Origin of the sequence: Lederbergia citrisecunda (genome assembly GCF_018343695.1) — a bacterium.
Lineage (GTDB): Bacteria > Bacillota > Bacilli > Bacillales > Bacillaceae_C > Lederbergia > Lederbergia citrisecunda.
The window spans coordinates 3,905,009-3,921,580 of record NZ_JAGYPJ010000001.1; the positions used below are offsets into that span (position 1 = coordinate 3,905,009).

The 16,572-nt window shown below is 35.5% G+C and carries 13 protein-coding genes, 1 pseudogene and 1 other annotated feature; of the genes and pseudogenes, 10 read left to right on the forward strand and 4 right to left on the reverse strand.

The genetic code is table 11. The features are described from left to right. On the reverse strand, nucleotides 1-870 hold the full coding sequence (locus KHA93_RS19155; protein ID WP_213112169.1) for an Hsp33 family molecular chaperone HslO: 870 nt from the start codon (nucleotides 868-870) through the stop codon (nucleotides 1-3). 242 nt (nucleotides 871-1,112) lie between these two features. Here KHA93_RS19155 and KHA93_RS19160 point away from each other — a divergent pair. The 4 genes and pseudogenes from KHA93_RS19160 to KHA93_RS19175 all read left to right on the forward strand — a co-directional run. After that, nucleotides 1,113-1,495, forward strand: a pseudogene (locus KHA93_RS19160) (DinB family protein); the annotation flags it as partial. 529 nt (nucleotides 1,496-2,024) lie between these two features. Beyond that, nucleotides 2,025-3,224 (forward strand): IS256 family transposase, encoded by a 1,200-nt coding sequence (locus KHA93_RS19165; protein ID WP_213109032.1) that lies wholly within the window; start codon nucleotides 2,025-2,027, stop codon nucleotides 3,222-3,224. A gap of 148 nt (nucleotides 3,225-3,372) precedes the next feature. Continuing rightward, nucleotides 3,373-4,611, forward strand: a complete 1,239-nt coding sequence (gene norA / locus KHA93_RS19170) for a multidrug efflux MFS transporter NorA (protein WP_213112170.1) — start codon at nucleotides 3,373-3,375, stop codon at nucleotides 4,609-4,611. A gap of 60 nt (nucleotides 4,612-4,671) precedes the next feature. Next, nucleotides 4,672-5,514 (forward strand): MerR family transcriptional regulator, encoded by an 843-nt coding sequence (locus tag KHA93_RS19175; protein WP_213112171.1) that lies wholly within the window; start codon nucleotides 4,672-4,674, stop codon nucleotides 5,512-5,514. Nucleotides 5,515-5,652: 138 nt separating this feature from the next. Here KHA93_RS19175 and KHA93_RS19180 read toward each other — a convergent pair whose 3' ends face one another. After that, complete coding sequence (locus KHA93_RS19180) at nucleotides 5,653-6,234, reverse strand: LOG family protein (RefSeq protein ID WP_213112172.1); 582 nt, start codon at nucleotides 6,232-6,234, stop codon at nucleotides 5,653-5,655. An 85-nt stretch (nucleotides 6,235-6,319) separates the two neighbouring features. Here KHA93_RS19180 and KHA93_RS19185 point away from each other — a divergent pair, with 85 nt between their 5' ends. The 6 genes from KHA93_RS19185 to aspS all read left to right on the forward strand — a co-directional run bounded on the left by KHA93_RS19185 (nucleotide 6,320) and on the right by aspS (nucleotide 13,268). Further along, on the forward strand, nucleotides 6,320-6,637 hold the full coding sequence (locus KHA93_RS19185) for a MazG nucleotide pyrophosphohydrolase domain-containing protein (RefSeq protein WP_213112173.1): 318 nt from the start codon (nucleotides 6,320-6,322) through the stop codon (nucleotides 6,635-6,637). A 628-nt stretch (nucleotides 6,638-7,265) separates the two neighbouring features. Next, nucleotides 7,266-8,669, forward strand: a complete 1,404-nt coding sequence (locus KHA93_RS19190) for a glycoside hydrolase family 76 protein (RefSeq protein WP_233711228.1) — start codon at nucleotides 7,266-7,268, stop codon at nucleotides 8,667-8,669. Between the two features lie 285 nt (nucleotides 8,670-8,954). Next, nucleotides 8,955-9,596 carry an O-methyltransferase gene (locus tag KHA93_RS19195; protein WP_213113042.1) on the forward strand — a complete coding sequence of 214 codons (642 nt, stop codon included), beginning with the start codon at nucleotides 8,955-8,957 and terminating at the stop codon, nucleotides 9,594-9,596. Between the two features lie 437 nt (nucleotides 9,597-10,033). Further along, nucleotides 10,034-10,522, forward strand: coding sequence for a DinB family protein (locus KHA93_RS19200; RefSeq protein ID WP_213112174.1), 489 nt, complete (start codon nucleotides 10,034-10,036; stop codon nucleotides 10,520-10,522). Nucleotides 10,523-10,656: 134 nt separating this feature from the next. Then, on the forward strand, nucleotides 10,657-11,547 hold the full coding sequence (locus KHA93_RS19205) for a PhzF family phenazine biosynthesis isomerase (protein ID WP_213112175.1): 891 nt from the start codon (nucleotides 10,657-10,659) through the stop codon (nucleotides 11,545-11,547). Nucleotides 11,548-11,655: 108 nt separating this feature from the next. Then, nucleotides 11,656-11,865: a binding site (T-box leader), on the forward strand. A gap of 104 nt (nucleotides 11,866-11,969) precedes the next feature. Continuing rightward, a complete protein-coding gene (aspS, locus tag KHA93_RS19210; RefSeq protein WP_213112176.1) occupies nucleotides 11,970-13,268 on the forward strand; it encodes an aspartate--tRNA(Asn) ligase in 1,299 nt (432 codons plus the stop codon). A gap of 64 nt (nucleotides 13,269-13,332) precedes the next feature. Here the strand turns inward: aspS and KHA93_RS19215 are convergent, their stop codons facing one another. Together KHA93_RS19215 and pssA are read right to left on the reverse strand one after the other, a co-directional pair. Then, entirely contained in the window at nucleotides 13,333-15,477 is a 2,145-nt protein-coding gene (locus KHA93_RS19215; protein ID WP_213112177.1) for a bifunctional metallophosphatase/5'-nucleotidase, read from the reverse strand. Between the two features lie 450 nt (nucleotides 15,478-15,927). Continuing rightward, nucleotides 15,928-16,419, reverse strand: coding sequence for a CDP-diacylglycerol--serine O-phosphatidyltransferase (pssA, locus tag KHA93_RS19220; RefSeq protein ID WP_213112178.1), 492 nt, complete (start codon nucleotides 16,417-16,419; stop codon nucleotides 15,928-15,930). Between the last annotated feature and the right edge of the window lie 153 nt (nucleotides 16,420-16,572).

Genomic DNA, 16,572 nt, shown 5'->3' on the forward strand with positions numbered 1-16,572 from the left:
TTACCTCAAAAGTCCTTGAATTTCGTTATAATTAAAGCGATATGTCCTTCCACAGATTTGACACGCTGTATCAATAGTCTCTTTATTCTTAATTGCTTGTTTTAATTCATTTTCGCTTAAAGAATGAAGTATCCCATAGAACATTTCTTTTGAGCACCCACAGAAAAATTGGACAGGACTATATCCAATAACTTTTACATCCTTAAATAACTCACTTAGCTTTTCTTCAATATTGTTCTTGCTATATTTATTCAAGCTGGAAAAGAACCCTCGATTCGTATTAACCGTGTTTTCTACTTCATCAATAAGGTCAGGCTTGGCACCAGGAAGCAATTGAGCACATATAGCATTACTAAATAGAATACAATTATCATTTCCAAATCCAATATTGGCTCCTATATATGTTTGAGTTTGCTCACTCTGAATAAAATAATGTGAAATGTCATCAACGATGTTTCGGTATGGCATATCAGTTATGCCAGTAAATTGATTCATAGCCGAGCCTTTTATCACACGAATAGTTCCTTTATTACCAATAAGGCGATCAAGTGATATTTTATTAATATAATCATAAGGGGCTTTCAGTAATTCTCCGTTGAGATAACCACGAACATTTCCTTTTGCATCTGCATCGACAAAAACTTTATATTTGGGGTCACTCATTGTCATTTGGAGACTTATTCTTTGATCCCCTTTTATGGTTCCTGACATTAAACTCACAACCGAAATGGTTTTTCCTAATGTAAGTTTAAGAATATTATTTGTTTCTTTGTTCAGCCTAAGAATTTCATTAATTAATTTTGTATTATCAACAAAAAATAAACGAACTTGTTTGTCATAAATTAGTGTCTTAACAATTGTATTTTCCATTTTACCTTTCCTTTCTCTTTTTCACTGTTAAGTACACTATAAAACATAACCTTACGTAAGGTTCAAGCTTATTTGATCGATTTCCACATAATTATCCGATTTAGGAGTTTTTAATAGTAATTTAATTATTGTGATTTTCCACACGATAATCCGAATGCCCTTTTTTTCTAATACCATTTACGCGATATTTTAAAAAGAGGGATTTACTATAAGAGATTGTAGAATTGGGTGGAGGGTTTAAAATGCGGAAATTCTTTGAATACAATTGGCAATTAAGAGATGAATGGTTCGAATGGTGCAAACAACTAACAAAAGTGGAGTTAATGAAAAAACGAGTTGGGGGTGTAGAAAGTATTTTATTTACCTTATTTCACATTACAGAAGTGGAATATAGTTGGGTACGAGGGATTCAAGGAAAAGAAGATATTGTATTTAAGTTTAGTGATTATGACACGCTAGAGAAGGTAAAATCGCTCTCAGAGGATCTTAGATATGAATAAGAGATATTTTACATTCAAATGTGGATCATTTAAAAGAGGAGTTTGTGAGTGTTCCTTGGGATAACGATCAGTATACAATCGATGATATTTTACATCATATTATCGCCCATGAAATACATCATATTGTGTAAGAAAAGGTGTTAAATTAGAGAACTATAAGATGGTCAAAAATTTAGCCATATAAGTCTCTACACTCAATTATTGGAACCTTAATTAAATGAATAAGTTGATTTTTTATAAAATGCTATACGAACTCGTAGTTAAAGAATCTATTTTGATTAATTTTTTTCAAAATAGGTTCTTTTTTTGTGCCAAATAATGGTTTGTGCAAGATGATTAATCCAGTGTGTAGCAATCAAATAATAGAAAGTGGGAATAACAAATATAGGATGTTGGCACAATATTTTAGTTAAGTTCCAGAAATGTGGGGATTTAGTACAAAGCGAGTCAGCATTGACTCTCCTCTAAGGGGAGGATTTAAATTAAGATTGTAGGGTGTTTTAAAAGGAGTAGAACAACATGCAAAAACAAAACAGAACGTTAGCTATAGTATTAATGGACGACGGTGCGGAAAAAGTTGTGTAAATAGGTTTCAAATCAATCCTCCTTGGCGAGAATTAGGATAACTAATTTTGCCAAGGAGGATTTTTCGTCATGAAATTACCAAAGGAATTAATCAAAGAAATGGTAAAGGAACAAAAGTTCACTAGTACCGATCAAATTATGGAAACGATCAAGGAGATGTTTTCCAATGTCTTGGAGGAAGTGCTCAAATGCGAAATTGATGAGCAGTTGGGTTATGAAAAGCACCAACGTCGGAGTGATGGACCTAATAACTATCGAAATGGTTCAACAAAACGGAAACTAAAAACGCAATTTGGCGAAGTTGAAATAAACGTTCCTAGAGATAGAAATGGCTCGTATGAGCCACAAATTTTGGATAAATACCAAAGAAATGTGGACGGGCTGGAAGAGAAAATTCTTTCTCTTTACGCACATGGTATGTCTACCAGAGATATCAAGGAACAAGTCAAGGATCTCTATAATATTGAGATTTCCTCAGAGCTAGTTAGTAAGATTAGCGAAAAGATTATGCCACAAGTAAATGAGTGGCAAAGCCGTCCACTTGAAGCCTATTATCCTTTTATTTTCATGGATGCCATTCATTATAAAATTCGGGATAATCACCAAATTGTCTCGAAGGCGGCCTATGTGGTATTGGGTATTAACAATGAAGGTTATAAAGAAATATTAGGCATCTGGGTTGGGGGAAATGAAAGTAGTAAGTTTTGGTTAGGTGTGTTGAACGATTTGAAAACGAGAGGCGTTAAAACGGTTAATCTTTTCTGTGTAGATGGGCTTACAGGATTCAGAGAAGCCATACAAGCCGTGTATCCTTTCGCTGGAATTCAACGTTGTATCATTCACCAGATACGTTCAAGTACTAAATATGTTTCTTATAAACACTTAAAGGAATTTGTCGCTGATTTAAAGCTAATCTATACTTCAATTAACGAAGAATCGGGTATGGAAAGGCTCAAAGAATTTAAAGAAAAATGGGGTAAAGAGTATCCAACTGCAGTTAAATCATGGGAAGAAAATTGGGATATTTTAGCTACCTTTTTTGCATATCCGCCCGAAATTAGGAAAATAATATATACTACGAATGTAATAGAAGGGTTACATCGTCAATTTAGAAAAGTGACCAAAACAAAATCCATTTTCCCTAATGATGATAGCTTAAGGAAAATGCTCTATTTGGCATCTCAAAATATTACAAAAAAATGGAAGATGCGTTATCGTAATTGGGATATAATCTTGAGCCAACTTGAGATTTTAAATCAAACATCATAATTGGGGACTCTGTCCCCAAACCCCTGAAGTTTAACGCATTTGTTTTCCCTAAAACGGATGAAAAAACGGACAGATCAAGTCCGTCCGTTTTAGTGTAAAAACCATAAAATCGCTCGGGTTGCACTTCTGCATTGCCCTATCCTGTTTTATGGTAAAAGGCAATAATAGTTTTGCCAGATTGTATTTTTTCATACCTATTATTTCTTGCCTTGCGAAGATTATAGAATACTACTTACACAAGATTTTACGCAGATCCCTATTCATTGCCTTTTTAGGAATCGGCCTAGTTATTCCAGTTTTGCCTACCATTATGAATGAGTTGCATTTGTCTGGATCTGTTGTCGGGTATATGGTGGCTGCCTTTGCCTTTACGCAGTTAATAGTATCACCAATTGCTGGTCGTTGGGTGGATCGATTCGGACGTAAGATAATGATTATCATTGGATTAATCATTTTTGGTATATCAGAGTTGTTATTTGGAATTGGAAAAACGGTAGAAGTTCTTTTCATTTCACGTATGCTAGGCGGTGTCAGCGCAGCATTCATTATGCCAGCTGTAACAGCCTTTATTGCAGATGTTACGACTATTCAAACACGTCCCAAAGCTCTAGGCTATATGTCGGCAGCTATTTCAACAGGTTTTATTATTGGTCCCGGCATTGGCGGTTTTTTAGCCGGGGTTGGTACACGTGTACCTTTCTTTTTTGCAGCTGCTCTTGCTTTATTAGCAGCAATATTATCCTTCATTGCACTTCATGAACCAGAACGAAAGCTGGATAATGGAGAAGTAACTGCCCAAAAAACAGGAATTAAACGTATATTTGCACCGATGTACTTTATTGCCTTTGTGATTATTTTCATCACTTCATTTGGCCTAGCAGCCTTTGAATCGTTATTCTCTTTATTTGCTGATCATAAATTTGGCTTTACTCCGAAGGATATTGCCATCATGATAACAGGCGGGGGTATTGTTGGAGCTGTTTTTCAAGTTGTGTTTTTCGATCGGTTTATGAAATGGATAGGGGAAATTCACTTAATTCGTTATAGTCTAATTCTTTCAACAGTACTTGTATTTTTAATAACATTTGTGAGCTCCTACTTTACAATTTTACTAGTTACGATAACAGTATTTGTTGGATTCGATTTAATGAGACCGGCTGTAACAACCTATTTATCCAGGATTGCCGAAAATGAGCAAGGATTTGTTGCAGGGATGAATTCGATGTTTACAAGTATTGGTAACGTTATTGGACCGATGATTGGTGGGGTCTTATTTGATCTAGATTTAAGCTTCCCTTTTTATTTTGCAACAGTTGTTTTATCCATCGGTATTGGACTAACATTTGCTTGGAAGGAGCCAGCACATCAAACCGCTAAGGTAATGTAAGGAGCGTATTCTCTTGTTTAGAGAATACGCTTCATGAACGATACAAGGAAGTGAGAATGGATGGAAGAAAAGCTTTATACGATCGGGGAAGTTTCTAAACTAGCGAATATTTCAATTAAAGCTCTCCGTTACTATGATAAAATCGACTTGTTTAAACCTGCATATGTCGACCCTCATACTAACTTTCGCTATTATAAGGACTCACAAATTTATCTTTTAGATTTAATTAAATCTCTAAAATATATTGGTACACCATTAAACGATATTAAAAAAGTACAGGAATTAAAGACAGATGAATTTTTTTCTTTCTTAACTGAACAAGAACAGATTGTAAGGAAAAAAATAAATAATTTATTAGAAATCGAACAAATCATTGCTAATGCAAAAGTGGGAATACAAAGGCAGAAGGAATATCCTATACTTGGAGAAGTGTTTCTTTCGGAGGAGAAAGAAAGTAAAATAATCCAAATAAAAACGGGTGGGAATGGACCAAAAAATACTCTATATGCTTCTTATAGTAAACTTAGGAACTTTGCCGCAACGACTGAAGGGTTTAGAAACAGTGGCTACGGCGCAATTTTTCCGTATAAGCCATATACTCATATTGATGAAGTTACTTATAATTATATCTTTACACCAGTACTTACAAATAGACAGACAGTTATGTTACCACAAAACACAGAACTCGCAACAATCCCAGAAGGTACATATGTTTGTATTAGGTTTAATAGTTTATCGTTTGAAGACTATTTTTTGAACTTACAAAAATTAATTCATTATGTTGCACGCCATGAATTAAAGGTAATGAGTGATATATACGAAACATTAGTACATATTCATTATTCCCCGAAGCAAGAAGAAGAATTTTTAATGGAAATGAGAATTCGGGTTAAAGAGACGTGATAATAAGTCTTTTTGAAAAAAAATTTCTCGTTTCATAAAAAAGAATTCATTTTGAACAACATTTTTCAAAATGAATTCTACTTATTTTCTAAAAAATACGGGTCCGTAGTACCTATTCCAAAGTTAGTAGTATAATTTCTAAATTTGTTTTTCAGTAATATATGTTTTTAAGGTTGGTGGTTCATATTTATTGAATTGATCGAGCAGTCCTTGCGGTTCAACATCTACAAGAGCCATAGAACGGTATTTTTCATGTAGAAACTGTTCATCTGTCATATGATTAAATAATGTAATAAGCGGGTCAAAATAATGATTAATATTTAAAAGTCCACAAGGTTTTTGGTGAAGTCCTAACTGAGCCCAAGTAAAAATCTCAAAAAACTCCTCTAATGTTCCCGGGCCACCTGGCAAAGCTATAAATCCATCTGCTAATTCTGCCATTTTTGCTTTTCTCTCATGCATAGAGTCAACAACAATGAGTTGTGTTAAGTTCTTATGGGATATTTCTCTTTTTTCTAGAAAGCTCGGCATTATACCAATTACTTTTCCGCCCTCTTCTAAAACAGAATCTGCAACTGCTCCCATAACTCCTACACTTGCACCCCCATATACAAGGGCAATATTTCTTTTCACCAGTTCTTTACCAAGCTTTTTTGCACCTTCAATATAGGCTTCGGATACTCCGTTACTTGATCCACAAAATACAGCTATATTTTTCATACTATCCCACCTCTCAAGTATGAAATTATACATAAATTTACATACTTTGTTAAGCTTAAGGTGTAGAATTGGATGGTGAATGAAAATGAATGTATCAGAATTTCAGAAATGGGTTAAAGATTATTATGAAAGCAGGGGCTGGTCTGACTTAGACATATTTGTTCGGATTGGCTTTTTAGCGGAAGAAACCGGCGAAGTTGCCCGTGCAATAAGAGCCCTCGAGATTGGTAGAGATAGGCCTGATGAAGTAAGGGGATCTTATGAGGAAAACAAACAGGAGTTAACGGAGGAATTAGGGGATGTATTAGGTAACTTAATTGTAATTGCAAACAAGTACAATATCCCTTTAGAAGACGTGTTTCAGTCACATCAAAAGAAACTATCTGACCGTTATTCTAAATAAACTAAATACCTAATTACATATTTATTTACGCCAATATCATTACATCATAGTTAATTGTAAGGGAACGTTTTGTTCGAGCTGCGAATTAAGATATATAGAGTGCTTCAAACGTAACACGGTTTATGGAAAATAGTGGGAGAGAAGGACCGTTACTAAATACATAGATTAAATCTATTATTCCTATGTAAGAACTGAGTTTAGGCGTGACAGTAAAGTTATTAATTTTATCATTATAATACGTAATATACCGTCCAAATAATTCGAATGGTTTTTAAAAATAGTCGTTAAAGCTACAAGGAAACAAAGGGAGAAACAAATATATAAAGATCTAAAGTTCTAAAAAACTCTTAAAATGGGTTTTTATAAGTCGGTAAAAAGTCACTAGGATATGACTTTATGCCGACTTTTTAATTGAAGCGATGGCACTATGTACAGGTTTTTACATATAAATTACCATTATATGTAGATAACCTATCAACCATGTAATTCTAACCTCAAAACGGTAGCCACAATTAATTTGTAAGCGCTATCTAAAAAGGAGAGGATATATTCATGGTGTAAATAGTTGATAATATCTCGATTACCGAGCGACATCGTATATACAACGAAAATTAGGAGGAAAGAGATAATGACCAAAAAAATCTTTTCACTTTCACTCATCTTTTTATTGTTGTTAGGAAGCTCAACCTTTGCAAATGATAACGAGGAAAATGTCATGAATACTCTCTCAAACGAATGGGAAGAGAAAGCTGAACAAGCCCAAATATCCTTGTTTGAAAATTACTGGAATAATGAAACGAGCATGTTCAATAATGCCTACGAGTGTAACAACTGCAATGGTCAATTCCATTACTGGTGGCTGGCCCATGCTTTAGATACACTCATTGATGCATACGAACGTACGAATAATGTAGTCTATCTAGACAGATCAAAAGCTTTGTATGAAAGTATTTTAAAAAGAAACAATGGAGTCATCACCAATCACTTTTATGATGATATGTTATGGATGAGTTTGGCCTTACTTCGCCTCTATGAACATACAAATGATTCGAAATATGAAGCTGCAGTATTTACTTTGTGGGATGACATTAAAACAGGGTGGAGTGATCAATTTGGTGGGGGAATTGCTTGGAATAAGTCGCAGTTAGACTATAAAAATACTCCATCAAATGCCCCGGCGGTAATATTAGCTTCAAGGCTCTATCAAAAATATGGTAATCCTGATGATTTAGATTGGGCAATGAAAATTTACAACTGGCAAAAATCAACGCTTGTTAATCCAGAAACAGGTTTTGTTTGGGATGGTATTAACCGTACGGGCAATGGAAACATAGATAAGAACTGGGAGTTCACTTATAACCAAGGAGTTTATATTGGGGCAGGTGTAGAATTATATCGTGCAACAAATAGTAAGGAATACCTCGATGACGCGATACAAACTTCTGAAACAGGTATACAAAGATTAGTGGCAAACAAGACTACGAATATATTAAAAGATGAGGGAGGCGGAGACGGAGGATTATTTAAAGGTATTTTTGTCCGTTATCTAGGTGGATTAGTTAAGGAAAATCCGAATCAAAAAGATATTGCACAGTTTCTAATAAATAATGCTAAAAGTGCATGGGGCAATAAATTGGCCGAGGATAAAATATTGTTCGGCTCCTCTTGGGAAAGAACACCTAATTTAAACCTTGACCTCAGTATTAATTTAAGTGGAGTGATGCTTATGGAGCAGGCAGCCATCATGGAAAAACTGCTTGCTGACCCAGTATCGATTTCTCTTTTAAACGAACAATTGAACGGGTATATCGCAACAGATGATATTAAAGGACCACTTGTGCCTATTTTGTTAAACACCGTTAAGCAAGCGGAACACCATTTAGAAAAGGATAGAGTGGAGCAAGCGATAAAGCATTTACAAAACTTTCAAAAGCATTTGCACAATAATGCCCATCAAAACTACCTTTCAGACGATGCAAAAAATCAATTGACCATTACAACTGATCTTTTATTGGAAGAATTAAGTAAATGATTTAGACGACTGAGTTCCCACAGCTTGTTTGTGAGAGCTCAGTCTTTTTTATTATATTTTGGCTAAGTCAGCAAGTCGAGAAGTAGCAGTTAGTGAACCAGAGTTTCAATCGATTCATCAAATTTTAATAGATGAACTAAAAGCATAGGTATGGTCATTAATGAATATAATCAAGTATTTGAGATACATGGAAGGGAAATAGGGGAGAAGATGATAATGCAGTGGAAGAAATCGATGCCTTAGAGTCGGAGACTTTAATCGATGGAGAGAAAGGAATTGAATTGGATGAAACAAATTATCAGTTATATAGATTCGGTGTTTCATAATCAAGATGCTCTTTTGGAGGATGTCCTTTCCTCAATAAGAGAAAACGGTATGCCTTCCATTTCTGTATCTCCCTCTTCTGGAAAACTTTTAACGATGCTCGTATCCATTTCTGGGGCAAAAAATGTTCTGGAAATTGGAGCTCTCGGAGGCTACAGTGGGATCTGCCTTGCCAGAGGATTCGGTATGGAAGGGAAATTGACTTCTCTAGAATTAGAGGAGCGATACGCTAAGTTGGCATATAGCAATCTATCTAAAGCTGGCTTTGGCAATCAAGTAACATATTTAACTGGCCCCGCTTTGCAAAGCCTTGAAAAGCTTGTTAGAGAAAATAAGCGATACGATTTTTTCTTTATTGACGCTGACAAAGAAAACTATGAAAATTACTTAAGATATTGCATTACACTTGCGGAACCAGGTGCATTAATTGTTGCTGATAACGTACTCGCAGGAGGTAGTGTAGCAGAGCAGTCTGCAAATCCTAAACGTTATACGGAAATAATGCAAAAATTCAATGATACGGTGGCCAATCATCCCCAATTAGAATCCTTGCTTATTCCAATCGGAGATGGATTGACTATTTCAAAAGTAAGAACTAAATAAAGAAGTGAACAGTAAAGATAAGCAAGCGGCTAGGGAAGTTCGGACGAATTCATCTCGATTTCGTTCTTTTTTTTGCGTTAATGATGTTTCGAATCCAGCAAAAAACTAGTTTCTTTAAATTTTCTTATTCTAACCTGCAGCAAAGTTATTATTACAAAAAAGGATATATTGTATCATTCATAGAAGTGATAGGAAGTGTAAAAGGAGGTTCGTGATGTCAAATATTCAAATGATAGAATTAAATAGTGAATTGTTGGGAGGTGTAGGAAGCTTCTGTCTTAGAAGTAAGAAAAATTCCAGTGGATATATTAATAAAAATTAGTGGCTCAATAATAGATTTGAGGAAGGGTTAAAATATGTCCAGCTAATGGAAAATAATAAACAAGTAGGATTTATTGAATATGCGGAAAGTGACAAAATATAAAGGGGTGAAAATCATGTTTCATGTTAAGGATCTCTTATCCGATCAGTTGTTGGCAAATGCAAATGACCCTAGTTGGTATTTGCCATTTTCAGAATCCGTGGAAAATTTGTCGGAAGAAGAAGCATTTTGGAAACCTAACGAAGATTGTAATAGTATTGCTGAAATAGTGCAGCACCTACTTTATTGGAACGAAACTTGGCAAACTAGATATCAAAAATCGCATGTCAATGCTGTACCTTCTATAGAAAATAATAATAAAAGCTTCATCATTCCAGAAAAAAAGAGTTTTACTGATGTAAAAGATCAATTATTAAAGGTTCTATTGCAGTGGCAAGATTTACTTACAGAAGAAAAAGTCGAAAGCGAAGTAAATGGTTTCCCTGTACCTGCCAGCTGGTGGGAAATACTTGGAAATGTAGCAACACATAACGCTAATCATATTGGTCAAATCATTTATATTCGGAAGCTGCAAAAAAGCTGGAGAGTAACTGTTAGTGAATAGGAATTTCATATTACTCATCTTTAATCAGGCAATTAATAGAGGTTAGATTACAAAATTGATCAAGCCTTTTCTTGAAAAACGTTCTTTCATTTTGTTCTTTTATCAAGGCTTTTAAAAATAAAGGGGGGCTTGTTTTGCCAAAAGTATGTGTAAAACATATTGATGCATTCAGTTCCATTCCGGGAAAAGGAAATCCCGCTGGTGTCGTACTAAATGGTGGGGACTATACTGACGAACAAATGCTGGCTATCGCTGCAGCAGTAGGTTTTAACGAGACATCGTTTGTTGTTTCTTCTAATATTGCTGATTTTCGAATCCGTTATTTTACACCTGGACATGAGATGAATTTATGTGGCCATGCGACAATGGGAACAGTGTATGCATTAAGAATGAATGGTTTATTAAAACAATCAGATTTTACAATTGAAACAAACGCAGGTGTATTGCCTATCCATATTCATGAAGAAAATAATCAATTGCTGATTACCATGCAGCAGGCAAAGCCTCAGTTTCAAACATTTAATGGTTCAAAGTCTGAAATAGCAGCATCAATTGGATTAACGGAAGAAGACCTGCATTCCCAATACCCAATTGTTTATGGTAGTACAGGAATATGGACGTTGATTGTACCTGTTAAAGAATTAGCAAGCTTTCATAATATGGATCCTGCAACAAAAGACTTTCCGGGCATATTAAAAGAAATGCGAAGAGCTTCTGTACATCCAATCAGTTTTGAAGTTCGTGACGAAGGAAATGACATGCATGCTCGTCACTTTTCGTCTCCTTTTTCAGGAACGGTTGAAGATGCTGTTACTGGAACAGCTTCAGGCGTGATGGGAGCATATTATAAAACTTTTGTTAACGAAGATATGAGTTTACCAACAACATTTATAGTTGAGCAAGGGCATGAAATGGAAAAAGACGGACGTGTATATGTGCATGTAAATGGAGAACACGGAAACCTGGAAATATCTATTTCGGGTACTGCTGTTTATGTAAAGGACATTGAGGTCGAAATAGAATAAGCTATTCGCGTTAGGCTTTTTCGGAACTAATTGGTCATGAAATTCGCAAAAACATCAAAAAATATCTTGCATTTATAAAGATAAATAAATAAAATACTATACAATATATAAAAAGTGTTGATCAGGAAAAGTACTCATGCACGGGTCTACAGAGAGCAATCGATTGCTGGGAAGATTGCGATACCGCATGAAGGAAAGACACCTGTGAGCGTAGCTTTGAACGTGATGATTAGTAAAAGCAAACGGTGCCTACCGTTATCAGGTCTAAGTGGTCAAAATGACAATTTGGGTGGTACCGCGGAAAAATCCGTCCCTATTATTAGGGGCGGATTTTTGTATTCATTAAAGGAGGTGAGTGTCCGTGGATGATGACGATGATAATGATAATGCAAATGAATTGAAAAATATAGGAGGAGAAAACAATGGAGCAAACATTGAAGCGGTCACTCATTCGTGAATGTAAATCATCTAGCAAAAAGGTCGTTTTACTACAAGGTTGGGTGAAAAAAATCCGCCATTTGGGAAATCTTAGTTTTTTATTATTACGTGACAGAACAGGCGTTATTCAATGTGTATTAGAAAACGACTTGGCAGGATATAAGGTAGATGTAGAAAGTGTTGTTGAAATTATTGGAGAACTAGTGGAAACGACAAAAACGGAATTAGGGGTAGAAGTACTTGCAAAAGAAGTGAAGGTGTTGAACACTTCGGACCGACTTCCTTTTGAAGTGAATAAAAGGAAGCTGCAAGTTGGGTTGGATCAAATGTTAAATGAACGAGTGATCTCCCTTCGACATGAACGAGTCTCAGCCATTTTTAAGGTTCAATCCACCTTCGTAAGAGCATTTAGCGAATACTTAATAGAGAATGATTTCACGCAAATATTTACACCTAAAATTGTTTCCCAAGGAGCTGAAGGGGGAGCAAATGTATTTAAACTCCCATATTTTCAAAAAGAAGCGTATTTAGCTCAGTCTCCACAATTTTATAAGCAAATGATGGTAGCGGGTGGACTGGAACGTGTTTTTGAAATTGCTCCTGTTTACCGGGCAGAATATCACAACTCCTCTCGTCATTTAAATGAATATATCTCATTGGACGTAGAGTTTGGCTTTATCCATGATTTTCATGAAGTGATGAAGTTAGAGGCAGATGTTTTAAGGTATATGTTTAAAAAGGTAGGGCAGAAATGTGAAAAAGAATTAAATCTCTTAGAAGCTACTGTACCTATCATTTCGGAAATTCCAAAGATAACACTGGAAGAGGCTCAAGAAATTTTGAAAACAAGGTATCGAAAAGAATCACCTGTAGGAGATTTAGATACAGAAGGTGAAAAGTTACTTGGAAAATATGTGAAGGAAATGTATGACAGTGATTTTGTCTTCATTACGCATTATCCAAAAGAAGCGAGACCTATGTACACAATGCCAAATAAAGATAATCCTGCCATTACGGATTCTTTTGACTTGTTATATAAAGGGCTAGAAATTACATCGGGTGCACAGCGAATTCATGAGTATAATATGTTAATCACTTCTTTTGAAGAAAAAGGATTGCATGTAGAAGATTTTGAGTCATATATAAATACGTTTCAGTACGGATGTCCTCCACATGGCGGTTTTGCGATTGGCTTAGAAAGATTGGTATATAAGTTTTTGGAACTATCGAATGTTCGTGAAGCAAGTGCGTTTCCAAGAGACTGTACACGTCTTATCCCATAAAAATAGAAAGAATCTTCGCAGCGATTGCGAAGATTCTTTATTTATAAGGATTTGGATAGTCTAACTAACTTGCTAGTAATGACGGGAACTCGTCCCCGTTACTAACTGTTCGATGTTCAATGATGTGTTGAAGCATGATCATAATTTCTTTTTTATCCACTTCACCTAAGTGCTTATTTGGAAGTTCGCTAACACTTAGGTACATGTTTTCCAAAGATTGATAAGCTTTATCTTCTTTACCTTTTTCAAAAGTCTTACTCACATTTTCCAATTGGGCAATAAGGGATGTTTTAATTCCTTTATTCCCTTCTGCTTGTTTCACTAAAGTAATTGTATTTTCAATTGTCGCAGATGTAATAAATACTTCAAGATTTTTCGTCTTCGAAACATTATGCACTTTATCAATCGCACGGTATCGAATGGAGTTTTTACCCTCTTTATTTACAGTAAGTCCCTCTTCATAACGTTTCCATGTGACGCCGTTATCTAGGCTATACTCAATATGCGAAACTCCAATTCCTGCATCCGTTGCTTCCAGGGTTATTGTAACATCATGAAGATAGGAGCCATCTCTGAAGTCAGCCTCACGTAATATCGCATCTGCCAGTTCGGGTGCCAAGCGATCTTCCGATATTCTTCCGTCTGCTACATAGTGGATTGGCCCATTAAAGCTTTTCACGAAATTTACAGTCGCTTGTAAATCTTCAGGTCCTTGAACGGGATTTTTGCCATATTGGCGAATTTTATATTTATCAGTCGCATGTTCATACATATAATTGTTGACGGTAAGCGTATATATCCCATTTTTATCAATTGGTGTTCCATCCGGAAGATAGATATTCACTACTTTATTTGTCGCACTATTCCATGTATAAGTGAATCCACCAATTGAGACGTCTGGCCCATAGGATGATATTTGAGCATTTAATATAGGTTCCAATGCTGATCCTGGAATGGTGACCGAAATCAGTGTGTTATTAAATGGCTGGATATTGAAAAGATCCTCCCACGTAATTTCGCCTTTGTCCAGAATGTCACGAATTCCTCCACCGTTCATTAACGCAAAATCAGACTTCATTTCATAATTCATTCCGTCTGCAATCAAATTTCCAAGAGCATTGTCACCAATGATGCCTTTTACCGGATAGCCTCCAACCATTGGAACAGCAGCAAAGCCCACTATTTCATTCAATCTTGGTCCAACTAATTCTTTATATTTGGCTAAAATAGCACTGACTTCCGGATCGGGAGTTACATGTTCTTGAATCACATCAACGATTTCCGCGCTTTTTTCAACAATGTCACCTGTAGAAGGGTCAATTTTCAAATCAATGTCTGCAAAGGCTTTTCCATATTCCCAAGCTTGTACAATAAGTTTGTTGTCTACAGTTGCATTGAGTTTCACATGGTTATGTGCAGCGATTATGACATCTACTTCATCATCTGTTTTCTTCGCTAAGTTTGCAATTTGACCAGTTGCTGTTTCACCGCTTTGATTTCCAGGGACGTGAGCTAAAACGACAATTGCTTTAATCCCTTGCGCTTTTAGCTCCTCTGTATATTTATTGACAGCTGCTGCTTCGTCCGTGAAACGAATATCTTGAATACCAGAAGCCATCACCATATTAGGTGTTTCAACCGTGGCTACACCAATAAATCCAATTTTTACACCAGCCACTTCTTTAATCGCATACGGATCAAATACGAGCTTTCCAGTATCTTTGTACTCCACATTAGCAGCAACAACCGGGAAGTTCATCCCTTTGTATCCTTTAGTGCCGTTTGGATGGTCTCCGCCATGTATCATCCTAAGAAGTTCTTGTGTACCCTCATCAAATTCGTGGTTGCCCACAGTACCTACATCGAATCCGATCGAATGCATGATTTCAACAGTTGGTTCATCTTGAAGCAAGGCTGAAACTGGAGAGCTTCCTCCAATCATATCTCCAGAATGGATGATCAGCGTGTTATTTGGATTGAGTGCTTTACGGGCTTTTAAGTATGTAGCCAAATAATCAGCACGTCCATAATTCACATTATTAACTGTTCCTGTTACATCAATCTTTCCGTGTAAATCGTTCACAGAAAGTAATTTAACAGACACAGTGTCTTCTGCGTGTGCACGAATGGAAAGACTGGAGAAGATTGGTAGAACTAGAAGGGCAATAACTAGTAAATTTAATAACCTCTTAAAAACTATTTTTTTCATATTTCGCTCCCCTTACTTTATTTTGACGTCCCAATTATAAGCAGAGGATATATTAAGAGGGTTAATTTAATGTAAATTTTCAATAAAACAAATGATTTTACCTAAAAATGAATCATTTTTCCTAAGTATAATCACTCACAAATAGTTCCATAGTTTCATTTTTTAATTATAGTAGTATAGTATTTTCGTATGTAATTTTAATTGCGCGAGGGAATATTGATTTCTATGCAGTGTACTTTGGCTTAAACCTTTTGTAAAAAAACTTTGATTATCCTCAAGCTTGGTGAATAGAAATGTTAATTGCGAGGATTCTTTTTTTATTGTCAGGCTCCGTAGCGTAGGTATTTATTTAAAGAAAAAATAGTAAAACCCAACTCCTAAATTCTGTAAGGTTGGGTTTGGATCTTAATAATCTGATGTTAAAAGCTTTTTAATAATGGATCACATAAATTAAAATTTTTTCACTCGAATTGGACTTACCATTAAAAGAGCGAGGATTAAAGTAATCCATGCGTTGCTATATAAAAACAAACCCATACCTGCCAATGGCAATCCGGCAGCTGGAATAGGCAATCCTTTAAAATATCCAATGGTTGGTTTAACGCTAAATTTAGCTAATCTTAATGCACCCATCGTTGGGAAAAGAAAGAATGCTAAAGAAGTTAAAATAGACGGTGCCGCTATTGAATGAAATAGAAGTGCAGGGGCAACTCCGAAGCTAACAATATCAGCTAAGGAATCAAGTTCTACACCGTATTCACTATTCACTTTTAATTTTCTCGCAATCCTGCCGTCAAAGAGATCTAAAGCAGCTGATAAGAAAATAAAAATAGAGGCTGTTTGTAAATAACCACTCATATTAAAGGTTATTGAAAGAACACCGCATAATAAATTTCCGATTGTGAATAGATTGGGTACAACTTTTACAATCTGATTGAACAATACTGCCCCTCCTGACGTAAACAAACCCTCCTATTTTAAATAGCATTTTCTATTTATTCTTCCATTATTCCTAAGAAAGTGGTCTGTTATATTCAAATTTATCAAATGGATTTATCCTTATTTTACTCACATGAACTTTTTAGGAATAGAAAT